Source organism: Psychrobacter submarinus, from assembly GCF_904846685.1.
Lineage (GTDB): Bacteria > Pseudomonadota > Gammaproteobacteria > Pseudomonadales > Moraxellaceae > Psychrobacter > Psychrobacter submarinus.
Map to the genome: position 1 here is coordinate 138,270 of NZ_CAJHBQ010000003.1, position 24,032 is coordinate 162,301.

The window sequence follows — 24,032 nt, forward strand, 5'->3', positions numbered from 1 at the left end:
CTCTCCTAAAGAGTAGCGGGTGGTTTATAATGAATGCAAACTTTATCATCAGATAAAGCGGATAGCCAAAGCTGACTGTAATATTATCAGTGATGGGACTGGCAAAACAAATAGTATTAGTCGAATTGCTGCTGACCGTTACGCACAAAAGGTAGCTTTAATACGCGTACATCGACAAACTTGCCTTTACCGCGCAAGTCGATCTGTACCGTATCTTCCTCTGAGAGGCTAGCGGGTACGCGAGCGATGGCAATAGAGTTTTTGAGACTAGGGGAAAAGGTGCCACTAGTGATGACGCCGGTCTGCTCATTGTCAGTGCCTTGGTTAATGGTCACTTCCATACCTTCGCGCAGCACCCCGCGGCTAGTCATAAGCAGGCCAACTTGCTTCATCGCGGTATTATTCTCTTTTGCCTGCTTACGCTTACTGACTAAAGCGTCGCGGCCGACAAACTCACGCTCGTCTTTTAGCGCCAGCGTCCAGCCCATATTGCACTCGTAAGGACTGACATTGTCGTCCATATCATGACCATAAAGGTTCATACCCGCTTCCATACGTAGTGTATCGCGAGCGCCGAGGCCAGCAGGCTTAATACCATTATCTTTTAATAAGTCAAAAAAGTCCGGCGCGTCATCACCGTGCATAATGACCTCAACGCCATCTTCACCGGTGTAGCCGGTGCGCGCAACGAACCAATCTTGGCCTTCGATATCGCTCAAATCCGCACCAACAAAAGGCTTAAGACCTGATAGTGTCTCTGACCAGCTTGGCTTGGCTTTGGCTAGTTTTTCAACCGCTTTTGGACCTTGTACCGCAATCATGGCAAGCTCTGGGCGTTCTGTTAAAGTGACCTCAAACCCTTCAGCAACGTTATGGAACTGAGCGATATCTTTGTCGCGAGTGGCGGCGTTAGAGACGATGCGGTACTCAGTTTCGGCCTCATTCATTAGATAGACGATTAAATCATCAATAATACCGCCTTGCTCATTTAGCATCGGCGAGTACAGCGCTTTACCCACGGTTTTGAGTTTAGCAACATCATTCGCCAGCAGCTTTTGTAGCCAAGCTTTAGCATCAGCGCCGCTGATATCGACGACGACCATATGCGAGACGTCAAACATCCCAGCATCGGTACGCACCGCTTCATGTTCTTCTATTTGTGAGCCGTAATGAATAGGTAGCTCCCAACCTGAAAAGTCCACCAACTTGCCGTCGCTATCGACGTGTGACTGATACAGAGGGGTGCGCTTAGGGGCCAAAGGTGTTGTAGAGTCAGTGTTTTGAGTATTAGAGTCAGTCATAACAAATCCTTGTAGTTACGCCGCCTCTACTATTTATCAGTCAAATCGTAAGTCAGTAATAATCAAGCTAATGACTTTGATTACTGAGTTATCAAGGTCATTACTAGTGGATCTTAGGGTGAGCGATCCAATAATGACACTTTATTGATTAACTTTATTGATTAATAGTATAAAGGAAGCAAGTAAACCATAATGAGAGGTAACCATACCAACGACACCGTTGGCAATAAAAAGGGTGGCACAAAATAAAGCTACGCAAAAACACTAGCAGTGTCAATTGCATATAAGCCCTATCTGTCCTGTGACCTGAGATTTTCAATACGCTATTGAGTCCTCACTTTTATAGTGAAAAGGCAACAGCGTATTTTCTCCCCTTCGGTGGATGAAGCGCTATAAGTCTTCACCGCTCTCCAGATTTGTTATGCCCAGTTGTGTGCTGTGATAATAGTTTAGATATTTAAGCTATTATCAAGTCGTAATAATAGGCATGAGTTTTTCAGTCCTTTTACCTGAGCGATTGGCAGGGTGGATGCGCCTTCGGTGGTCTTGTCATTGGTCATAGCTACAGGCTATTGCCATAATGATAAAACTCTCTCCTGAAAAACCCTTTTATTATGAAAGGTTCCCCGCTGTTTTACAAGGGATCTTGGTGTTTAATTAAGCGTTTAAACAAAATTAATCATTTAACCGTCTTTTTTTGCTACGTTAAGAGGCTGATTGTCCTTTACAGATATTGTTTTAGGGTTAGCAGTGCGGTTGAGCTGCTATCAGCTCAGCGATTCGCGCAATAAAACGTAAAGCCACTACTGATAATTAGTCAAATTATGCTAGGCTACAGCCATAACTTTGATAAATATTTTACAGATAGGTAATGGTTATGCATTGTGACATTTATAAATTCCCTAAACATCCAGATATGTACGTTTACATAGCGCGTCCTGATTACCCAGATGATACTGACGAGATCAAGGATTGGCTCAGTGTACTACCCAAAGACTTTCGAGCAGGACTAGGCACGAGCAAGTTTGTGATGCATTTAGACCTTAGTAATACCAAGAAGCTTGCACGAGTCGATAAAGAGGAAGTGCTGGCTAAGCTACAAGAGAAAGGATATTTTGTACAGATGCCGCCTGCGGACGTGATGCGCCGGCAGGCCGAGATGCGCGCAAAAGAAGCGCAAGACAATAAGTATGATTAGAACATGTCGTACCTTCACAAGTCGTGATAAAATAGCCTTTTAACATAGTGCTTTTTGACATAGTGCTTTAGTGCAGTATTTAACTAATATTTTAATGAAGGTTTTTAGCAAAGGTTTTTGTAAAGGTTTTTGACACCGGCTTTTAGCATAACTTCTTAACATAGTTCTTTAACATAGTTCTTTAACATAGTTCTTTAATATAGTTTCTTGATATAGTTTTTTAACAGAGTTTTTAACTTAGACGTCGTTTGACATCGGCATCACTAAACGTAGGTGATTGAATAAGCATGGATTGGTTGAAAGGTATTTTAAATGTTTTGCCACTTGAGCAGCTCAGCGATACTCTTGGTGAGATTGTGATTTGGTGGAGTCAGATGGTCAAAAACGTACCACCTGCCGACTTACCTATGTACGCTTATCTAGGCGGGACGATCATCGTCTTGCTGTTATGGATTTTGGTTGCACGCGTTTTGCCAAAGCCACTTGGTGGTATGATTTGGATGGTTATCTTTGCCGTATTATTAGCGCCCGGTACCGCGCTTGGCGAACAAGGCGAGATCGCGCCTGCTAGTATCGGCGTGATTTATGCACTATTGATGAAGGATACTGCCTCAGCGGTGAGTAACTCCCTGCCTATCTTAGTGGTGCTAGTGGTCGGTTTGTTTATCGGTTTTGTTTGGCAACTGATCCGCGGCGCTTTTGAGTCCAGTCTCGATAAGGCGCGGCGCAATAGTGCTGAAGACACCGAAGCCAATATGCAACTGGCATCAGGCAACTACTTAGAAAAAAAACATAGCGAGCCAGTACCAACAGCACAAACCGCACAAACAAACGACCTTGCAGCTGAGCCTAAAGCGTCTGATAGCCCTACCAAAAAGCCTGTGAAAGGATTTTATAGTAAAAAACCAAGTAATGAAGCGGCGTCGCACATAGATAAAAAAGACTAATGGCAATACGCAGTAAACATTATTTTGGATGGTATTAGCATTAAAGAAAAGACACTATTTAGTGTCTTTTTTTCTTTCTATAACTTTTTACATCCAAATTAGCTTGCTCAAATATACGGTTTTATATCCGTTTCATTGTTTGTTTTTTATAAGGCATAGACTATCGTAACTAAAAATTGCAAACCCATCAGTATTTTGGCATTAACACCGGTTATGCTAATCTTAAATTATTTATATTGCATGGCTTTTATTGCATGTTAGTGTCTAAATTTAGCATCTATCAAACGCCTTTATTTTCAACACATCCTAACCACTAATATTGAGATTTAACTTTATGGCAGACAATAACCAAAAGAACTTTACCGGTACCAATACTTATATTGCCACTGACGATCTACAGCTCGCCGTTAATGCGGCGATGACGCTACAAAAGCCGCTGTTGATAAAAGGCGAGCCGGGCACAGGTAAGACCTTGCTCGCTGAAGAGGTAGCCGAGAGTCTAGGTATGCCGCTGATTACTTGGCATATCAAGTCCACGACCAAAGCTGAGCAAGGCTTGTATGAGTATGATGCAGTATCACGTCTGCGCGACTCGCAACTTGGCGATGATAAAGTCTATGATATCGGCAACTATATCAAGCCCGGTAAGCTGTGGGAGGCGTTTACTAGTGAGGAGCGTAGTGTGCTGCTTATTGATGAAGTCGATAAAGCCGATATCGAATTCCCTAATGACTTACTGCATGAGCTCGATAAGATGTCGTTTTATGTCTATGAGACGGGTGAGACCATCTCAGCTGAGCAGCGCCCAGTGGTCATCATTACCTCTAATAACGAAAAAGAGCTACCTGATGCGTTTTTGCGTCGCTGCTTCTTTCACTACATCGACTTTCCTGATGAGCAAACCATGCGTCAAATTATCGAGGTGCATTTCCCTAATATTCAAGAAAAGTTGGTCAATGATGCGCTCGATCTTTTTTATAAACTGCGCAATTTGCAAGGTCTTAAAAAGCCGCCTTCGACCTCTGAGTTGGTCGATTGGTTAACGCTATTGTTAGCTGACGACATGGCACAAGAAGAGCTCGAAGAAAACTTGCGCGGCGAGAAGTCTATTCCGCCGTTATATGGTGCGCTACTCAAGAACGAAGCTGACGTCAATTTATTACAGCGCTTTGCCAATATGATGCGCCGTTAATCATGAGCTTTGTAGGGCGTTTACGATAAACTCGTATGAGCCATTTTGCTAGCTAGGCCTGTCAATAAGTGAGAGACAATCATGTTTATTAAACTCTTTTATACGCTGCGAACTTACGGCGTACCCGTCACGACTCGCGAGCTGCTCGATCTCAATGCCGCGCTCGATAAAGGGCTGATGATGCAGCCGCATCCTGAGAGCTCAGCAGACTCAGAGTATCCAGAGCTGCAGACTTTTGCCAGTCGTGAGGACATGTATCGGCTGATAAGGCTTTGCATGGTCAAAGACGAGCGTCACTTTGATAAGTTCGATCGGGCGATGGCAGATTACTTCGAAGGCGTAGATAGCTTAGATATCGATGAGCTGATGAATAAGCTGACCGATATCCCCAAAGAGTGGCTCGATCTCAAGCTCGATCCCAAAAACCTAACCGATGAGCAGCGCCGTTTGTTAGATAAGTATGGCTCGCTAGAGGAGCTGATGAAAGCGCTAGAGGAGCGCCTAAAAGAGCAAAAAGAGCGTCATCAAGGCGGCAGTAAATGGGTCGGCACTGGCGGCAGCTCTCCTTTTGGCGCTTATGGCGATCATCCCGAAGGTGTACGCGTCGGCGGTGAGTCGCGTAAGGGCAGTGCAGTCAAAGTCTGGGAGCAGCGTAAGTATCGTAACCTTGATGATGATAAACAGCTTGGCACGCGCCAGATCCAAATGGCGCTGCGCAACTTGCGTCAGTTTGCACGTACTGGTAGCGAGGATGAGCTAGATATCCATGAGACCATTAAGCGTACCGCCAAAAAAGGCGTGCTCGATATTCATATGCAGCCTGAGCGCCGTAACCGCGTCAAAGTACTCATGCTATTCGATGTCGGCGGCAGTATGGATATCCATGTTGAAGCCTTAGAGAAGCTGTTTTCAGCGGCGAAAAATGAATTTAAAACCTTAGAGTTTTTCTACTTTCATAACTGTCTGTATGACTATGTGTGGGAGGATAATAACCGTCGCCACAGTAATCCTATGCCGACTTACGAGCTGCTTAATAAGTACGGGCGCGAGTACCGAGTGATATTTGTAGGGGACGCATCTATGTCACCGTATGAGCTGTTTTCAGTCGGCGGCAGCGTTGAGTATATGAACAACGAAGCGGGAGTAGTCTGGCTAAAGCGTGTGCTCGCGCACTTCGATAAAGTCGCTTGGCTTAACCCAGAAGAAGCCGCGTTCTGGTCTTATACGCAAACCATCACTGAGATAAAACAGATCTTTGACAACCACATGTATCCGATGACTCTGCATGGGGTAGAGGATATGACCGCTTATTTGGCAAGGTAGTTTCTCGTCAAAAAGTATAGCCATAAACGTAATGGTATAAAGGTCGATATCCACAGATAGCGACCTTTTTTATCATTTATAATATTTATTGATATCATCGACTTTATTATTATTTGTTGCTAAAGTGATTTTTAGCGAGCAACGGATTGTGCTGCTGCTGCCTTCGTTTTATATTGTCCTATATTTGCCTTATTTCACCTGTTATTAATACTCGAGACGCTCATGATTTTCAAAAAACATCACATCGCAATCTTGCTACCTACGCTTATGGTTGTAGGCTGTGCTAGCCAAAAGCCTGCCACTCAGCCGACTAAGCCGGTACGCCAAGGTAATGTGCAAGTCACCCAAACGCAAACCATCACGGTTAAGCCAAAGCCAGTTGTCAGACCGCAAGTGGTAACGCCTGCACCAAAACCAAGCTATACTAGTTTCTCAGACTGGAAGTCAGACTTCAGTATGCGCGCGATATCTGCCGGCAAAAACCCTGCCGATATTCAGCGTTTATTAGCCTCAGCTAATCTCAATCAACAAGTCATCTCGCTAGACTCGAGCCAACCAGAATTTTCTAAAATGCCATGGGACTATGCCGACTCCGCCGTATCAAGTGGTAGAGTCAGTACTGGCCAGCGCAAGTTTAATGAGCAGCGTTCTTATTTATCTAGCCTTGAGTCGCGTTATGGTGTTCCGGCTGAGATAATAGCGGCGATTTGGGGTATGGAGTCGTCTTTTGGCGCAGTGACAGGTAACAGCTATATACCAAGCTCGCTTGCCAGCCTTGCTTATGATGGCCGCCGCCAAGCGTTTGCCGAAGAGCAGCTCTTAGCATTGGCTGACTTATTGCAGCGCGGTGATGTGTATTGGTCGCAGCTCGATGGCTCATGGGCCGGCGGCATGGGTGAGACGCAGTTCATCCCAAAGACTTGGCTCGATTATGGCGTGGATGGCGACTATAACGGTCATCGTAACCCGTGGTCTACCAAAGATGCGCTCGCCTCCACGGCCAATTATCTCAACGCTTCAGGGTGGGTACGCGGTCTGGCGCCATTTTATGAAGCGACGCTTCCTGCCTCGTTCGATTACTCTTTAGTCGGCACGAAGCAAACAGCGGCAAGATGGGCGTCAATGGGTCTCGACACTATAGAAGATGTCAATCTAGATGCCAATACGATGATGGAGCTGTGGTTACCAGCCGGTAAGGATGGTCCTATCTTGCTGCTAAGCCCAAACTTTGATGTGATCAAAGTCTATAACAACTCTTCTAACTATGCATTGGGCGTAAGTCTACTTGGCAAAGCGATAACGGGTCAAAGTGGCCTACGTACATCATGGCCGCGATACGAGCGTCCGCTATCGACCATACAAGTCAAAAATTTGCAGCGCCGTTTGACTAGCGCAGGCTACGATACCAAGGGCGCTGATGGTATCATCGGTACCAATACGCGCAAGGCTTTTCAGCGCTGGCAAGCGGCTAATGGGCAAACGCCAGATGGTTTTATCACCCAGCGTAGCGCGATATCTTTAACTGGCTGGTGAGCGGATCTGATTATGCCTTTTTTTAAAAGTGACTATTGGCATAAATTAAAGTGGCATAAATTGAAGTGGCATAAATTAAAGTGGCATAGATCAAAGCTTAACGATTAAATGTTTTTTCTAAAATGAAGCAAAAGCTAAAAAGCATCCGAGTTAGGATGCTTTTTTTGTAAAGTCTAAATGATTTGGGTTAAATGATTTGGGTTAGGTGCTTTTGGTTAGGTGACAGTCTAAACGTAGGGCGCGTCAGGGCAATGTGCAGCCTTAATTTCATTATCTGTAGGCTGACGAGTGATAGTGATGGCGCTTTGCTGCTCAGGCTGCCAGTTGATAAGTTGCATATCGGCGAAGCTCTCAAGCCAGCCGCCCATGGGCCAGTGTTGCCACTTCTCATAAAAGCGATTGGCATTGACAACGATGCTTGAGAGGTGATTAAGCGGCGGACGATAGACACTGTGCTGCTGATGATAGATAATATCACCAGTCAAATAAAACTCAATATTTAGTTCGCGTGCCATAAAAGCAAAGTCCGTGTCTTCAGCACCATAACCGATGTAATGAGTATCAAAACCGCCAATCTTTCCAAACTGAGTACGGCTAATGGCAAAGCATAAACTCCAAAACGCGCCATAGTCTTGCGTACGCTCAATTGTTCTTTTCGCTCTGTTAGTTATCTTCGCGGACTCTAATTCTATACTGTCAGTGGATTCGGCAGCTTGTTCAACCGCCTGATCAACCGCCTGATCAACCGCTTGTTCAACAAGATTATGACGATAAGGATTAGTCACCGCGAGAGCGTTTAGTTCAGCATTGCCCCAATCACCTTGTTGTAATTTACCAGACTCATTATCGGTTAGCGGACGCGTCAGATAGAGCGGCTGACCCATAAGTAGGGCACTGGGATGCGCGGCTAGCTTCGCGCTTAATTGCTTGGTAAAAGTCGTCGACACGATACAATCGACATCCAAAAATATCAGCTGCTCATAACTGGCTTTAGCTGCGCCAAGATTGCGGTTTCGGCCAATATCGAACCCTGTTTTTTCTATAGCGTCGTTTTCGTTGTCCGACAGCAGATCTCGTTGATTAGCCGCTGCTAAATCCCTCTCTTTACTGTCCGAAGTAGGGATTTGCACGATATTGAGTGGATACTCAGCTAAGCGCTTAGGGTCAGCATCATCGTTGACGATAATGATCTCAGCAGGCTGCACGCTACCATTAGCTAAACTACTAAGGAGGTTATAAAGGTGGCGATTACGACCATAGCAAGTGGTAATGACGCTGACATCGATAGTTTTAGGTCGAGGGTGGTTTGCTTGATTCATAGTTTATTTTTATTGTATTAATCATTTAGGAGTCATATCTAGCTTTGGTAATAACCAGTCCTGAAACCAGGGTTTAGTAGCCGGATACTCAATAAAGCTGTCCATCAAGGCTTGGGCCGCGGTTTTGGTGTTTGTTTCATCTACCGTATTGTTACTCACTCGGTTGCTGTCTGGCTTAGCAGATGAAGTGAGTAAACTGCCGAGACTAGGAGGGTTTTTTGACGCGTCTACAAATTGTTGCCAACTCATCGCCCGCCCTTGTGCGATAAGCGCCTCTGCCATCACTTCTTGCTCACGATGCGGCCGCTCATCTGGTAGCACTACTAATGGTGTCTTGTGATGATAAGCTTGCGCGATAGCATTGAGTCCGCACGCCATTATCAACAGATCGCTATGCATAAGAAAAGGCGAGACATCAGTTACTTGCGCGGCGATATCAACATAGCTACGTTTGTTATCAGCGATTGGCCCAAGCGATATAATCAAGGCATCAGGGTACATCTCTCGCAGTTTTGGCAGCTTAGCGTCAATCGCCTCATGGCCACCATAGCCTTTAATCACTGTAATAATCTTTGGGTGTTGTTCAGCTTTATCGGTTAGATTAAACTTTGTAGCAGGGTTTGAGCCATTATTATCGTCTTCAATCAGGTCGGCTAGTGATACTATAAATGCATCATAAGAGATGGACTTGGCGCTCTTTTCAGGCAAAAAATCTAAGTATAAGGTTTTTTGTTGAAGCCAGTCGTCGGTCTCATCTGCCTCTAAGGCTTTCGGGTAGGGCGCAAGTAAGCCTAGGGCCCCAGCAAAAGCGTTGAGATGCGGTTCGTCATCGCGAATACCTGCAAGCCTAACGTAAAGATAAGGCACGCTAGCGGCGCGGCAGAGCATAGCGACTTCAACGCTGACATCGATAATCATTAGATCGATGCTATGCTGCTGAATAGCATTTAAGAGTTGTAGGCTACGAGTTTGGATATCGTGATTACCTATAGGAGAGTAATGCAGACTTGCCGGCTGCCAGTACTTGCCTGCACGGCCAGCCAAAATATCATCCTCTCGCTCATCCTCTGCATTAAGACGAATAATTTGGTCATTTTTGATAGTCGTAAAAGTATAAGCGTCTATGGCAAGGCTGGTAAAAACGATAAAGGTGTTACGTAAGCTGATAGGCATAAGCGCGGCTAGTTTATCCGCTTGTCGGCAATGACCTGAGCCGTGGTGGTGAGCATAATAGCCAATGCGCATAAAAATTCCAAAGATTATATAAAGGTTAAAGGTTTAAAGTAAAAATTAAACGACTCTTTCAACTTTCTGCTTCCTAGTTTCATCTTTATTTTGAGTAGTCGCTTCACTTGGATTATCAACACTATTTTGACGATTAATATTTGAAACAGTATTGCTAGCTTTAAAATTAGCGCTATCTGATACTAAAGGTTCTAGCGATAACGCTTGTCTATATAAATCGACATAGCCATCGACCATAGCCGCAACCGAACAAAACTGCTCAGCACGCGTGCGACAAGCCGCTCTTGAGCGAGTCTTAATAGTATCAAAAGCTGCTACAAAGGCCTGCTCATTACACTTAGGGACGATAATACCTGTCTCATCGTTGATAATCTCTGCCGCAGCGCCTACGTCGAAGCCTATCACTGGCGTACCGCAGGCTAAGCTCTCAGCCAAAGTGAGGCCATATGGCTCATCCCAAGTACTCGTAAATAGCATGGCGGTTGCTTGACACAAATAGTCGTTGATTTGATCTTTGGTTAAGTGACCCACGTAAGTGAATAGCGCCTCGCCATCTGCCTTATCGGCATCCGCTGCCAGTAGTGGCGCAACTTTGCTATCAAAATACTCTTGATTACTTTTGGGACCTGCGATAATCAAGCGTTTACCTGCTGCCTGACAGTATTGCATCGCTAAGTGTGTGCCTTTTTCGGGGCAAATACGCCCATACCAAAAATAAACCTCCTCGTTAATAGGCTCAATATTGGCTGTAAAAGAGTCGACATCGATACCGTTATAGACCACATGTGATGGCACAAACTCGTCAAACAGCTGCTGCTGATGAGCGCTGATTGAAGTAAATTGCGTGGCAGTGCCTTGCTGCAGGGTTAATAAAGCTAAGCGTATATGCGGAAAAATAGGCGTATGAAAGGTAGTAAAAAAACGCTTACCAAATGCCTGACCCGTTAGCATCGGTACGTGATACAGACTATGGTTATGGACGATATCAATCTCGCCGCGATTGTCTCTGGCAATGATGTCGCTAAGCGCCTGCTGATATACAAGATACTGATACATATCCTCACGGCTCATACCGACAGAGTCGTGCTCATTGTCATAAACTAAAGCATCAAACTGTTCGCGAGTCATGAGCGGCTGTAGGTTAGCCTGCGTTTGGCTGTCCTCATGAGCATAGAGCAGTACGTCATGACCGCGCGCGACTAGCTCATCACATAGTAGCTGAGTAATCATCTCCAAACCGCCAGCATAAGGCTGTGCAATCGGATAGAGCGAATGAGCGATGATAGCGATCTTTAGAGGCGCGTGCATAGGCGGCGCAGAGCGAATCTGCATCGAAGCTTTAGGATGTGTCAGTGACATAATGTGTCCAGTAAGGGGCGATAAGGAGAATGTAAGTATTGTATTTATGCCGGTATTATATTTATATCGGTTTAAACGTTCGTTATAGCTTTTATTATCAATAGCCGCACAAGCTGAATAAAAAACAGCTAAGAGCTTGCGGCTTCTTTGTCCGTGCAAGCTTTATTAATAGAGTGACGGCTCATAGCTGTTGATGGAATAGCTTTAGCCTTTGCTAATGAGGTAGCCGTTTTGCTTGGCTTACGCACAGCTTTATACTGGCTACGCGTTTTAAAATTAATAATTTGTCCCTCTGTTCGCTGATAACGATAGTTGTCTAGCGCTACGTTTGCCGCTAGCACTTTTATCAAACAAATCACTAAAGCAGCAATAAACAACACCGGCGAATAAAGCGGTGAAAAAGGCGCAACTAGTAGCAAAGTAGCCAAGTTAAGCGTCAATAGCAGTTTAGGTAGCGCCCTGATATTGGCTATAAAGGTCGAGCGAGAGGTACTGCTGAGCGTTTGTTTGGGCGTACAAATAAAAGGTTTATCACGGCCCCAAAGTACTGGCATCCACGATAAAGCGCCAAACTCCCAAAAATTCAGGTGCAGCAGCCAAGCTCGCGTTTGTTTTTTTAACGACTCATATCTTTGTAGAAGAAAGGCAGGCTTACGACTAGTTTGTTTAGCGCTATGTATTTGCTGGTTAAGAGGGGCGCTATCATGACTATAAGCCCAAAAGCGTCTGCCTAAAAACAGCGCGTAGCTGGCAAAAACGGCATACAAAGGCGCGAGTAATAACTGAAAATTTGCTGCAAAATTAAGTAATAAAGCGCCAGTAACCATCAGGACACACGTTAGCTGCAACAAAATAAATAAGCCAGTGAAGTTGACCCAAGCGCTAAGCTGCGAGAGATGCGCTCTGATATAAGATAGGCGCTCAGAGTTTTGTTGAGCTTTAAAAGGTGGTTTCTCTGCTACCGACGCTTGCTTATCAGTAGCAAAATAAGAGCTCAGCACTTGCATATTGCCATAAATCCAGCGCTGTCTTTGACAGATAAGATCCGGCAAAGTGTTGGGCAACAGGCCTGTCGCTATCACTTTAGGGATAAACTGACTCTTCAGCCCTTGCCGGTGCATCAAGACACCCATCTGCGCATCTTCAGTAATAGACGCGCCAGACCAGCCGCCTAGTTGGGTAAGGGCTTGCCTGCGAATAACTGCAAAAGTACCCGTTGATAACGCGCGCTGACGGTTGAAAGGGCGGTACAGATGATAATTAAAATAATGGTTTAATTCGCTATGCACATCTATTAGGCCTTTATCGCGATAAAACTGCGGGAACTGCAACAAAGCATGAGTAGGATAGTCTACTATTGCTTGAGCGATAGCTTCTCTAGCATGAGGGAGCGCTTGATAATCACTATCGACTACCACAATATGACTACAGCTTGTGTCCATCAACTCTAGCGCTAAGTTCAGCGCTCCTGATTTAAAGTTATCCACTTTATCCACATGATAAAAACGTACTTTAAGCTCACTTGCCAAACTGGCGCAATAAGCGGCCAAAGGCTCGTACAAGGCTTTATCTGTATGGTTGTTATCGATAATGAGAATCTCGTCATTAGCGGACTTAATGGCTAGCAAAGACTCAATAGTCGCTGTGACAACCTCAAACGGTTCAGCACGAGTCATAATCTGAAAACTTAAACTAACCGTATCCTCATTGTCCAAACCTTCAGCATAAGAGCTGCGGCTTGAATGATAAGTAGTGAAATTAGGCGCAAAAGCAGTCACTTCATTAACGGTCATGATCTATCCTTGAGCATCCACGTAACTTATGGCTAATAGGGTTAAGTATTGATAATTATAATTTTAAAGTTATTTTTATAATTTTAGGCGTCAGTCATGTAAGAACAGAGCTGTTAATAGTAAAGCTATGCTCAGTTATAAAGTCATAATAATATGGTTTGATAGCTCAAATTAGACAAGAATTGTCGTAAAAATAGCCTAAGTGTAACGGTGAGTAATTTAGGTAAGAAAGTGTTAGTTATTAGGTGGTTAGCGTCCAGATTAGTTGCTGTATCGTCTTCTACTGATTTCTAGCACCTGCATTTAGCTAGCAGACAGGTTTTATGATTCAGAGTCATATTTGTTTACTCTAATGTATAGCTGGCGAGTAAAGTGTTATAGTCGGACCAAGCTAACATGAACGTATATTCACTTAGTGCTTTGCCTAAATGAGCATAAGCAGAATTTTATAGAGTTCGTTAAAAAGCATAATGTTTTGATAAGGATAAGATGATGGGATTATTAGTAGAAGGACAGTGGCAAGACCAATGGTATGACACGGATGCTACTGGCGGCCGCTTTAAACGCGAAGAGTCGGGCTTTCGCAATTGGGTAACCAAAGATGGTAGCGCAGGCCCAACAGGAAAGGGCGGATTTAAGGCCGAGCCAAACCGTTATCATTTATATGTGTCTTTAGCTTGTCCTTGGGCGCATCGCACGACTATCTATCGTAAGCTCAAAGGGCTTGAGGATATGATATCGCTATCGGTAGTGCATCCGTTTATGCGCGATTACGGCTGGACCTTTAAAGACGGCGACGGCGTCATTCAAGATCCGATCAACCATGCCAATTATATGTATGAGGTGTATACCGCAGCAAAATCTGACTATACCGGCCGCGTGACAGTCCCTGTATTGTGGGACAAAAAAAACCATACTATCGTCAGTAATGAGTCCTCTGAGATCATCCGTATGTTCAACTCCGCCTTTGATGAAGTCGGGGCAACACCGCTTAATTTACTGCCAGATGATCTAAAAAACGAGATTGATGAGATTAATGAGCAAGTCTATTCATCAGTCAATAATGGCGTCTATAAAACAGGCTTTGCGACAACGCAAGAGGCTTATGAAGAGGCGGTAACCGAGTTGTTTGACGGCCTTGATAAATTAGAGGCGCGTCTGGCAACGAGCCGTTATTTAGTAGGCGATAGACTTACTGAGGCCGATTGGCGACTATTTACCACTTTGGTAAGATTCGATGCTGTTTATGTCGGTCATTTTAAATGTAATATTCGCCGTATTATTGATTATCCTAACCTTTGGAACTATCTCAAAGAGCTATATCAAGTGCCCGGTATCAGCGAGACTGTCAACATGGAACACATTAAGGCGCACTATTATACCAGTCATGACACTATCAATCCGACTGAGATCGTCCCGCTAGGCCCAGTTATTGGCTTTAACGAGCCGCATAACCGTGAGCAGATGAGCGCATAAATAGCGGCTTTAAAACCGATATATTAGCTTATTCATTTTTGCAGAAACCCACTATCTAAAAGCTAGTGGGTTTTATACACTCGCACTAGTGATACTTTGAAATTGAACTTTTGATAAATGGTTAGGAGCTAAAAATGACTGATAGAGTCGATCCACAAGACATACAACACAAATTTGAGCGTTGGTCTGCTCTACAGTCAAAGTTATTACAGGCGCAGCAAGATTGGAGAGAGGCAGAAGCGCTACTGTCTGAGGTACAAGAATACTATTTCAGTCCGCAGTGGATGCAAGATCGTGAGGCTGATGTCACGATTAAGCACTCTGGTGAGGCTCATTCTATCTTTAGCGAAGACGGTATCTGGAATGCGATGACAGAGCATCAAGAGCAGGCGATTACTTGGATGCGCTTAGGGCTGGACGCTATCGACAAGTAAATCAAAGCTTTAGCACTTAGTGATTATCGGCCTGCGCATTTGTTAGTGTTTATCAGATAAACGCCGCTTTACAAACCAGCCAATAATAATGACAACGATAAGGATGCCAATACCTGTCGAGTAAGGGGCGAGCGTCGATTCAATAACCTCGTAGTTTTGGCCCATATAGTAACCCGCGAGCGTCAGACCTGTCGTCCAAATGCTTGCACCAAGTGCGGAGAGTCCCAAAAACGGTAGCATTGGCATATTATTCATACCGGCAGGAATCGAGATAAACGAGCGGATACCAGGCACCATACGACCAAAGAATACCGCTTTTTTACCGTGCTTATCGAACCATTCATTGGTAGCTTTGATATCGTCAGGTTTTACAAAAACAAATTTGCCATATTTTTTGGTTAAGGCTATCAAGCGCTCTTCATTAAACACGCGGCCTAAATAGTACAGCGGTAACGCACCAAGTACCGCGCCAAGCGTCCCTGCTAGTATGGCAAGTATGAGATTAAGCTCACCATTTGAGGCGGCAAACCCAGCAGCAGGCATAATAACCTCAGAGGGAATAGGCGGAAAGACGTTTTCGGCAAACATGGCAAAGATAATGCCAAAGTAGCCAAACTTCGCCGTGATAGAGAGTACCCAGTCACTGATTTGACCCATAAAAAACCTTTAAAATAGAATGAACAATACTGCTGCTAAGCCGAATATTTAGGCAAAAGATACTAGATCATCAGTGGTTTTTCAATTCAGAAGGTTTTACGCGCTGTGCAAGTTTCGTTAACGTATATCTAAATCATCAGCGTAGGCAAATAGTGCCGGCGCGCCTCCGGTATGCCAAAATAAGACGTTATCGGTTGCTTTGATTTGCCCGGTGCGTATCATATCGATGAGTCCGCCCATCGCGCGTCCCGTATAAACAGGGTCCAGCAAAATACCTTCGTTTTGCGCAGTCAATGCAATCGCTTCTTTTTCAAGCACGCCGATCACCCCATAACCGTCGCCAACATAATCAGAGTTGAGTATCAGATCGTCCGCAGTGAACTGATAATCGGCTGCAATCAACTGCGCTGTGCTGTTGGCTAGGCTCACGATATGCTCATCAAAAGGCACTTTATCCATCTCACCTTTATCAATATTGATGCCGACGATTTGACAGTCATTATCGAACATTTTATTGCCCAGCATCAGACCGGCATGAGTCGCGCCAGAGCTTGAAGCAAAGACAATATGACTAAAGGTCACGTCCATAGCTTCGCGCTGCGACTCCATCTCTTTATAGGCTTCTACAAATGCAATCGCGCCATGCTCGTTTGAGCCGCCGTAAGGGATAACGTAAGGCTTTTTGCCCTTCGCCGTTAACTGTTCCACAAGAGCAGGGATGTCTTCCCCTTTGCGATTAGCGCCTGCCCAGTGAATGTGACAGCCATAGATCTGATCCAGCAGCAGATTACCTTGCGCCTGTTTAGGCGCTTGTCCGCCCAATACCAAATGGCACTCAAGACCTAAGCTTGCCGCTGCCCCTGCCGTTTGACGACAATGATTGGACTGAATAGCGCCAGCGGTAATCACGGTATCCGCGCCTTTCGCTAAAGCATCCGCCATAATGTACTCAAGCTTGCGGGTCTTGTTACCGCCGAGCGCCAGTCCCGTATTGTCATCGCGCTTCATATAGATTTTTGGGCCATTAAGTTTGGCGCTCAAGCGCGATAATTCGATCAAGGGCGTAGGGAAGTAGCCTAGCGACGCTTTAGGGAGGTTATGAGTCATAAAAAGTCCATTTGTAAGAGTGATGTATAGTCATTTCAAGCGAAACAAACATTTAGTATTAGCGTGAAATATGCGCTGCATGATTGGCTTAATCAAGAACTGTTTGATAGTTTAGATCAAGTGCGGCACCAGGCTGAAGCTTGGCTGTATCACTATAATAACGAAAGACTCAATATGGGTAATGGTGGCTTTACGCCGATACAGAAACTTAATATGACAGCTTAGTTCTACTTATTTGGTGTTTTAAATTTGGGGGTCAGTTGCCACATCCCAATTTTAACAACCTTGGTCACTAAATGGTCACCGTTTGGTCACTGACTTTCAAAAGATAGAGCTCATGCGAAAAAACTTATCATTTACGCATTATTAAAGAGCAGACCTTTTCTTAACGTTCGATAGAGGCAAACAACCAGAGCTTATAAATAAAGACCTTGAGAGGAAAGCTAGACACAAAAAAACCTCAAGTAAACTAATACTTGAGGCGAAACTTGCTTAAACCCAAAGGTTTAAATTCGTTTTAAATATGGCGCAGCGGACGGGACTCGAACCCGCGACCCCCGGCGTGACAGGCCGGTATTCTAACCAACTGAACTACCGCTGCTTAGGTCGTTTAGCTTTTTTGCCACAAGCTAGTAAGTGGTGGGTGATGACGGATTCGAACCGCCGACATTCTGCGTGTAAGGCAGACGCTCTACCAACTGAGCTAATCACCCTGAAGAGCGTATAAAAAAAGCACTGCTTTTTTAGCTCTGCAAGGGAAATCCTTTAAATAGGATTTCCAAAAGTCCTGCATCAAACTAGGTATTGCTGAAAATTCCTTAAAGGGAATTTTCTAGAAGTTATGTACCTAAACCAGGTACTGAAATCCTTAAATTAGAATTTCTAACTCGTTTAAAGCTGTCACCGCTTTAAACTATAAAACCTCTAACAACTCAGAACCAATAAAGCCCCTTGCTGTGGGTGTGTATTATATAGATTTGGTGATGCCTGTCAAATACTATTTTATAAATTCGACAAATAAATAATGTAACTGGCTAAAAGCGAATGGAAATAGTGAGTAGGTAAATATTATTTGATAAATTACATTTGATAAACTATAGGAGGGAGGCTTACTATAGCAGTTTGTTTTTCATACCTATAGATAGACGTGCTATATAAGCTGCATAAACGCTAATAGATGCTGCAAACTTAAAGATCTCTCAAATATTGGAGCCCATCATAGACCCTTTAGCGACACAACAGACACTTGCGCCTTGGTCTTGGATCGACTTGGCCGGTCTTGGTTTAGTATTGCATATTACTTTGATGGTCGTTATGACGCTGCGTATCGTCACAGTGCAGCGCAATATTGGCGTGTCTATTGCTTGGATTGCTATGCTTTACACGCTGCCTTTAGTCGGCTTTATCGCCTATCTTTTGTTAGGCGAGCCGATGATTGGACGGCGCTATCGGCAGCGCGTTGACCAAGCGCAGCTATTGACCAACGATATGGCAGCGCGCGAGCGTTTGGTATTTGATCAAGGCCAAGATCTATTGTCCGATCACTATCGCGGGGTGAGTTCTATTGGGACGCGAAAAACCGGCTTTGGCGTATTTGCCGGTCATCAAATGCAGCTGCTGACGAGTCCAAGCGCTATTTTTAATCAGCTTATTGCTGATATTCACAATGCCGCTCACACTATTTATATGGAGTTTTATATTATCTACCCGAGAGGCCAAGTGCTTGAAGTGCTGCAGGCTTTAAAGAGTGCAGCGAGACGCGGGGTAGAGTGTCACATCCTAGCGGATAGTGTTGGTAGTCTAGGGTTTTTTAATCGTAAGCACCAAGAAGCTTTAGAAAATGCCGGTGTCTTTGTTTATCAGTCACTGCCAGTAGGTCTACTTAAGACCTTGTTTAAGCGCTCAGACTTGCGTAATCATCGCAAGATTATCGTCATCGATGAGTATATAGGCTATACCGGCAGCTTCAATCTGGTTGACCCTAACTATTTTAAACAAGATAAAAACGTCGGCCAGTGGATCGATGTGATGATTCGGAGCACAAGCGTGCAACCGATTAGTATCGCGACGGCTATGAGTAAAGTGGTGGTCACCGATATCGGCGCTGAGAGTCAAGATAATCTTTATGAGCTTGATAAGCGGGTAAATAATTACACGCGTAAGCTCTATGTGATGCATCCTACTATCAACGATCTGAACAGTCGGGTGCAATTGCTTGATGAGCAGGGGCATACGCAAGAGAGTGCCGTGCAGCCATTAGCGGGGACAAACTTGATAGATATTGCGCCTATGCCAATAGTCAATAACGTTATCGCTCAGCTGATCCCATCAGCGCCGCAGCTGACCGGGCATGTCATTTATAATACGCTAGTCACGGTTATCCACCGTGCTAATACCCGCATTCAGATTACTACGCCTTATTTCGTGCCAGACGAAGCCTTATCTGGGGCGCTAACTACAGCTGCAAGGCGCGGCGTCGATGTGACGTTGATTGTGCCAAAGAAAGTAGATTCATTTCTGGTACAGCATGCCTCGCAGGCTTATTATCAAGAGCTGTTAGAGGCGGGCGTGAAGATTGCACGCTTCGAAGGCGGCTTGCTACATACCAAAACCGTGGTCATTGACGATGATTACTGCCTGTTTGGTACAGTGAATATCGATATGCGTAGCTTTTATTTGAATATGGAAGTGACTTTGGCGATTTACACCCCAGAGATGGTGGCGCAAGTTCTGAGCTGCCAAAACGCTTATTTGGAGAATTGTGAGTTTTTGGAGCTGCATTATTGGCAGCAGCGCCCTCGTTCTAAAAGCTTGTTCGATAATGTGATACGCTTGTTTAGTCCCTTATTATAATTTGCATGTTTATTCACCCATAGGATACGTTTCGCTATGTCTGTCAGCTTTGATTCATTTGTAGCCAAGACTTCACTGGATTATATCGCTGAAGGGTACTGGCAGGACTTTTTGGCTCAGCGTCCTATCGCAGGCGGTATCGCTTATGAGGCTGAGCTGCAGGCTTGTAAGTTAGATGAGACGCTAGCGAGTTTGCAGCGCGTGGACACGCTACTATTACAGATACGCCGAGATAATGCTAAAAACGCAGTAACAGAGCAGCACTTATTAGCAGATGATCGCTTTCGCCATCTATTATGGTTCCTTGCGTTTTATGCCGGCCGGATTTTAGCCGGTGAGTGGCAAAGCTTGCCGCATTGGTACAGTCAGTCTGAGCTGCGCCGCCGTTATCCTCAGCTGAGACTATCTGCCGATGATTTTTATCAAGACATGGCAGTATCTTATCGAGAAGACAGTGCTCAGGTAAACGATGATTTAAATGAGGTAAGCGCTCATGCAGCGGCGTTATTTTTTGCTTTAGAGCCAATCGGTTTGCGCCTATTTGGTCATATTGATAGGCAATTTGTCGCCGCTCAAGGAAGACAGATTGCTAGCGGTCTATATCAAGCAGTCAAAGAGCGCTTGCCTCAAGTGTCTTCGCAAATACTTCAAACATCTCAGTCGGCGAATACCCCAGTAGAGACTCAAAGGCTGCCAGCGAATACGGAAAATAACCCAAAATATCAGCAAAACTTAGGGCAAGATGAATCAGTGCAGATAAACGCTAAGCTGCCTATTCAGTCTGTCTTACCGTCAACCACAGCGCAGTCGAAGCCAACTGAAAGTGACAACCATCCTAAAATTGCAACCAATAATGAAGTTAATAACCCTGCTCATAAAAGCCCTAATAGCCAGACTGCAAATAATAAAGTTGCTAATAAAAATGCCCAACCGACGCCTGAGATCTTTACTCGTTTGTTAAACGAGCTCAATGAGATTAAAGTGCCGCAAAATGCTGGAAACAAGGAATATGAGCAAGCTTGTCATATACTCGATCAGTTCGAGCGTCATATCGCAAAACAAAACAAACCACGCGCGCAAGTTAAATTCTCTGATACTCATCAAGCCGCTCGTCTGCAGGCATTAGGCTTACTACAAAAGTCAGCTAACGCCGGCCATACTGCCGCTATGCTCCGACTTGCGATGTATGAGCTATTAGGCGAAGGCACCGCTAAGTTAAATATGGATAGCGAGTCTGATAAGGATAAAGCTGGTATAAATCGGGCTAGCATAGATCAGGCAAGTACAAAGAAGGGTATAAGTTTAGTCAAACAAGCCGCCAACGCCAATGATAGCCGCGCCCAGCGCTTGTTAAGTAAGCTATACTATCAAGGGTTTGGACTGACGCAAGATATAGACATGGGCAGATATTGGCTCGAGCAAGCGGCGGACAATGGTCATCCAGAAGCCATCACCCTGAATAAGGAGTGGCAACAAGCGCAAATGCTGATCGATACCCAAAAACAAGAGCAGCACAGCTTTAAGCGTTATCAATGGCTTATTGGCGCGATAGTGGTAGCGGCGCTTTTATTAATTATATTTGTCTAATGGCTAATTCTCATTGACTAAAGTTTACGGTAAAATTGTCACGCTCATTTTTAGTTTTTCGTCTTGTCTGCTTAAGTTAACGTGTCGGCTGTGTTTGCTGCCGTCTTATCCCTTATTGAACGGGTCTCATGTCATGCCGTCCTCTTATACCCCGCCGTCTTCAACAGATATAGAGACACAGGAGCCTACCGTCGATTTAGTCGAAGTTTACGCTGAGCCGATGAAGCTTGCTATGCGTACTCCGCAAAGCCCGCCTTGGTATTATCGGGTGGCGATTGGTATTCTCAAACCCTTATATCGCCTGCAAGTCTGGCGCCGCTCGCATAAGCGCGACAACTATCAGCAAGAAGTGGCTCAGCGCTTTGGTAAGCAGTATCCGGCGCTCGCAGTTCCATCAACGGCAGATATCTCGACTCAAAAAATAATTTGGTGTCATGCGGTGTCTTTAGGCGAGACCAACACCGCCGCGCCTTTATTAGACGCTTTACTAGCGAAGGGCTACCAGATTTGGTTGACTAATACCACGCAGACGGGCTTTGCGCGTGCCGCTCAGCGTTTTGCTGACGATATCGCGCAAGGACGGCTGACTCATAGCTACGTGCCGGTAGATAGTCCGGCTGTCATTGATAAGTTTTTAAGTCACGTACAGCCGATGGCCGCTTTGTTTATCGAAACTGAGCTTTGGGCCAATATTTTAACCAAACTCTCGATTCAGCAAATCCCTAGTATTTTGGTCAATGGACGCTTATCCGCCTCTTCATTCAAAAGCTATCAAAAGATCGAATCGGTCAGTGCGAGCATGATGCAAAATTTGACGCTGATTATCGCGCAGGACGATGAGTCGGCGAAACGCTTTCGCCAACTTGGCGCATTAAGCTCACAGATACGAGTAGCCGGCTCATTAAAATGGGTGATTAACACGCCAAAACCAGTAGCCACAAATATGCAAGTAGAGCAAGAGTCTACAAACAGTATGACGCTAAAGGGTCTCAATCGGCCGATATGGATAGCAGCAAGTACCCATGCAGGCGAAGAGAGTATTGCGCTGGCATGGCAGCAGCAGTTGCTGTCAGATCCTAAGCTTGCCAATACGCTACTGATTATCGTACCTAGACATCCTGAGCGCTTCGATGAGGTCGCTGAGCTTATCACATCTACCACTCTCACTCTGGCAAGGCGTAGCTTGGATGAGCCTATCACTGCACAGACCCAAGTGTATCTTGCGGATACGATGGGCGAGCTGATGCACTGGTATGAGCAAGCGGATGTGGCTTTGGTCGGCGGCTCGTTGGTAGATATCGGCGGTCATAATCCTGTTGAGCCTGCGAGCGTAGCGACGCCTGTGCTAATGGGCCAATATACGCAGTCTTGTCAGAGTGTGGTGGATAAACTGGCAGAGGTAGGGGCGCTTTATCAGCCTAATAATGAGTTTTATCAAAACCATCAGCAATTGCTCTCTCAAAATTCAAAGAGTGATGCTCTGCAAAAGACTAGCAAGAGCCAATCATCAAACACTAGTAAGAGCGCAAACTCATCAGATCAGGCTAAAATTTATAGTCAGTTACAGCTTTGGCTGAGTGATTTATCAGCCGCTAAGCGCGCAGGGCAGGCAGGCGCGCAATTGACAAGTGAGCAACAAGCGGTGCTTACGCAGCAACTTGAGATGATTGAGACGGTCATGAGTCAGTCATTACAAGGAGTAACGGGTAGAGAAGTGCTGTGAACTGTTTACTATTACCCATCGATAACTTCGTAAATGCTGACGCTGCAAGCGCTCAAGCTTATATCAGCGACCCTAAACAAATCGATCATATCCACAAGGTATTAGGCTTGCAGGTAGGCGATAGCTTAAAGATTGGACAATTAGGCGGCAAGCTGGGCAGCGCTATCATCGATGATATGACACCAACTGCCATTCAGCTACGCGAGGTGCAGCTCACTCTTGCACCGCCCGCTAAGTTAGACCTCACCGTTGTTTTAGCACTGCCACGCCCAAAGGTGCTGCGCCGATTAATTATGGATATGACTGCGCTTGGGGTGGCACACATTATCTTAATAAACAGCTATCGCAGCCAAAAAAGCTACTGGCAAAGCCCAATGCTTGGCCGTCTTGACGAGTTTGTACTCGAAGGCTTACAACAATCCGTTGATACTATTGCGCCGACTATCACCTTAGAAAAACGCTTTAAACCTTTTGTAGAAGACAAGCTACCGCGTTTGCTTACAGACATAGATGGACAGGCGATCGTTGCTCATCCTTACGGTGCGTTATCGCTATCAGCTTACTTACAGCGAGCGTCTATTGCTAGCGGATCAGCTAATAATAGTGGCTTGCCTACTGATAGCTTACCTAAGATGGTTTTTATCGGTAGCGAGGGCGGCTGGATCGACTATGAGATTGAGCTACTAGCTGCACAAGGCTGTCAAGCGCTTACTATAGGCTCAAGAATATTGCGTACTGAAGCGGCAGTCAACGTCATTGTCGGGCAGTGGCTGTTACCTCATTAACAAACCTTGCAACATCAAGCACATTATGGCTTCTGCTCTTATGAGCGAGTCGCATAAAGTTATTGATAATTAATATCATTTCTATTAGTATGTATTTGCTCGTTTTAAGCCGTTTATCTCGTTATTTATAACTCCTTTTTAATGTTCTTTTGTTTATAATCCAGCTTTGGAGAAAGCCATGTCGTTACAAGCGCTTAATG

The 24,032-nt window shown here is 45.0% G+C and carries 18 protein-coding genes, 2 tRNA genes, 1 pseudogene and 2 riboswitches; of the genes and pseudogenes, 12 read left to right on the forward strand and 9 right to left on the reverse strand.

The genetic code is table 11. The features are described from left to right. Window positions 1–116: 116 nt before the first annotated feature. Window positions 117–1,301, reverse strand: coding sequence for a glycine cleavage system aminomethyltransferase GcvT (gene gcvT, locus JMY03_RS09915; RefSeq protein WP_201603486.1), 1,185 nt, complete (start codon window positions 1,299–1,301; stop codon window positions 117–119). A gap of 284 nt (window positions 1,302–1,585) precedes the next feature. Then, window positions 1,586–1,725: riboswitch (glycine riboswitch) on the reverse strand. Window positions 1,726–1,788: 63 nt separating this feature from the next. Continuing rightward, window positions 1,789–1,910: riboswitch (glycine riboswitch) on the reverse strand. A 268-nt stretch (window positions 1,911–2,178) separates the two neighbouring features. On the opposite strand from gcvT, the gene JMY03_RS09920 reads away from it, so the two are divergent. The 5 genes from JMY03_RS09920 to JMY03_RS09940 all read left to right on the forward strand — a co-directional run bounded on the left by JMY03_RS09920 (window position 2,179) and on the right by JMY03_RS09940 (window position 7,494). Further along, entirely contained in the window at window positions 2,179–2,499 is a 321-nt protein-coding gene (locus tag JMY03_RS09920) for a YcgL domain-containing protein (RefSeq protein WP_025647123.1), read from the forward strand. Between the two features lie 287 nt (window positions 2,500–2,786). Next, window positions 2,787–3,446 (forward strand): hypothetical protein, encoded by a 660-nt coding sequence (locus JMY03_RS09925; protein WP_227675590.1) that lies wholly within the window; start codon window positions 2,787–2,789, stop codon window positions 3,444–3,446. A 334-nt stretch (window positions 3,447–3,780) separates the two neighbouring features. Then, on the forward strand, window positions 3,781–4,638 hold the full coding sequence (locus JMY03_RS09930; RefSeq protein ID WP_025647121.1) for an AAA family ATPase: 858 nt from the start codon (window positions 3,781–3,783) through the stop codon (window positions 4,636–4,638). An 81-nt stretch (window positions 4,639–4,719) separates the two neighbouring features. Further along, window positions 4,720–5,961, forward strand: coding sequence for a vWA domain-containing protein (locus tag JMY03_RS09935; protein WP_201603487.1), 1,242 nt, complete (start codon window positions 4,720–4,722; stop codon window positions 5,959–5,961). Window positions 5,962–6,183: 222 nt separating this feature from the next. Further along, window positions 6,184–7,494: a lytic murein transglycosylase gene (locus JMY03_RS09940; protein WP_201603488.1), complete on the forward strand. Its 1,311-nt coding sequence runs from the start codon at window positions 6,184–6,186 to the stop codon at window positions 7,492–7,494. Between the two features lie 227 nt (window positions 7,495–7,721). Here the strand turns inward: JMY03_RS09940 and JMY03_RS09945 are convergent, their stop codons facing one another. The 4 genes from JMY03_RS09945 to JMY03_RS09960 all read right to left on the reverse strand — a co-directional run bounded on the left by JMY03_RS09945 (window position 7,722) and on the right by JMY03_RS09960 (window position 13,210). Further along, window positions 7,722–8,813, reverse strand: coding sequence for a glycosyltransferase family 2 protein (locus tag JMY03_RS09945; protein ID WP_201603489.1), 1,092 nt, complete (start codon window positions 8,811–8,813; stop codon window positions 7,722–7,724). 21 nt (window positions 8,814–8,834) lie between these two features. Next, entirely contained in the window at window positions 8,835–10,058 is a 1,224-nt protein-coding gene (locus JMY03_RS09950; RefSeq protein WP_201603490.1) for a hypothetical protein, read from the reverse strand. A gap of 45 nt (window positions 10,059–10,103) precedes the next feature. Continuing rightward, on the reverse strand, window positions 10,104–11,417 hold the full coding sequence (locus JMY03_RS09955) for a glycosyltransferase family 4 protein (protein WP_201603491.1): 1,314 nt from the start codon (window positions 11,415–11,417) through the stop codon (window positions 10,104–10,106). Between the two features lie 128 nt (window positions 11,418–11,545). Beyond that, window positions 11,546–13,210, reverse strand: a complete 1,665-nt coding sequence (locus JMY03_RS09960; RefSeq protein ID WP_201603492.1) for a glycosyltransferase family 2 protein — start codon at window positions 13,208–13,210, stop codon at window positions 11,546–11,548. Window positions 13,211–13,702: 492 nt separating this feature from the next. Between JMY03_RS09960 and JMY03_RS09965 the strand changes: the two genes are divergently transcribed. Then, window positions 13,703–14,686, forward strand: coding sequence for a glutathione S-transferase family protein (locus JMY03_RS09965; RefSeq protein ID WP_201603493.1), 984 nt, complete (start codon window positions 13,703–13,705; stop codon window positions 14,684–14,686). Between the two features lie 134 nt (window positions 14,687–14,820). Then, window positions 14,821–15,120 (forward strand): DUF4298 domain-containing protein, encoded by a 300-nt coding sequence (locus JMY03_RS09970; protein WP_201557210.1) that lies wholly within the window; start codon window positions 14,821–14,823, stop codon window positions 15,118–15,120. Window positions 15,121–15,162: 42 nt separating this feature from the next. On the opposite strand, the gene JMY03_RS09975 is transcribed toward JMY03_RS09970, so the two are convergent. After that, window positions 15,163–15,777, reverse strand: coding sequence for a DedA family protein (locus JMY03_RS09975; protein ID WP_025647112.1), 615 nt, complete (start codon window positions 15,775–15,777; stop codon window positions 15,163–15,165). 117 nt (window positions 15,778–15,894) lie between these two features. Then, on the reverse strand, window positions 15,895–16,884 hold the full coding sequence (locus JMY03_RS09980; protein WP_201603495.1) for a D-cysteine desulfhydrase family protein: 990 nt from the start codon (window positions 16,882–16,884) through the stop codon (window positions 15,895–15,897). 78 nt (window positions 16,885–16,962) lie between these two features. Between JMY03_RS09980 and JMY03_RS09985 the strand changes: the two are divergent. Beyond that, window positions 16,963–17,109, forward strand: a pseudogene (locus tag JMY03_RS09985) (integrase core domain-containing protein); the annotation flags it as partial. A gap of 299 nt (window positions 17,110–17,408) precedes the next feature. Here JMY03_RS09985 and JMY03_RS09990 read toward each other — a convergent pair. Beyond that, window positions 17,409–17,485: transfer RNA gene (locus JMY03_RS09990), tRNA-Asp, on the reverse strand. Between the two features lie 36 nt (window positions 17,486–17,521). Beyond that, window positions 17,522–17,597: transfer RNA gene (locus JMY03_RS09995), tRNA-Val, on the reverse strand. 493 nt (window positions 17,598–18,090) lie between these two features. Between JMY03_RS09995 and JMY03_RS10000 the strand changes: the two genes are divergently transcribed. The 4 genes from JMY03_RS10000 to JMY03_RS10015 all read left to right on the forward strand — a co-directional run bounded on the left by JMY03_RS10000 (window position 18,091) and on the right by JMY03_RS10015 (window position 23,832). Further along, window positions 18,091–19,737 (forward strand): cardiolipin synthase, encoded by a 1,647-nt coding sequence (locus tag JMY03_RS10000; RefSeq protein ID WP_227675591.1) that lies wholly within the window; start codon window positions 18,091–18,093, stop codon window positions 19,735–19,737. 36 nt (window positions 19,738–19,773) lie between these two features. Then, window positions 19,774–21,324 carry an SEL1-like repeat protein gene (locus JMY03_RS10005; RefSeq protein WP_201603497.1) on the forward strand — a complete coding sequence of 517 codons (1,551 nt, stop codon included), beginning with the start codon at window positions 19,774–19,776 and terminating at the stop codon, window positions 21,322–21,324. Between the two features lie 220 nt (window positions 21,325–21,544). Then, a complete protein-coding gene (locus tag JMY03_RS10010) occupies window positions 21,545–23,047 on the forward strand; it encodes a 3-deoxy-D-manno-octulosonic acid transferase (protein ID WP_390880293.1) in 1,503 nt (500 codons plus the stop codon). Continuing rightward, window positions 23,044–23,832: a 16S rRNA (uracil(1498)-N(3))-methyltransferase gene (locus JMY03_RS10015; RefSeq protein ID WP_201603500.1), complete on the forward strand. Its 789-nt coding sequence runs from the start codon at window positions 23,044–23,046 to the stop codon at window positions 23,830–23,832. The genes JMY03_RS10010 and JMY03_RS10015 overlap by 4 nt, the downstream gene beginning before the upstream one ends. Window positions 23,833–24,032: the final 200 nt, after the last annotated feature.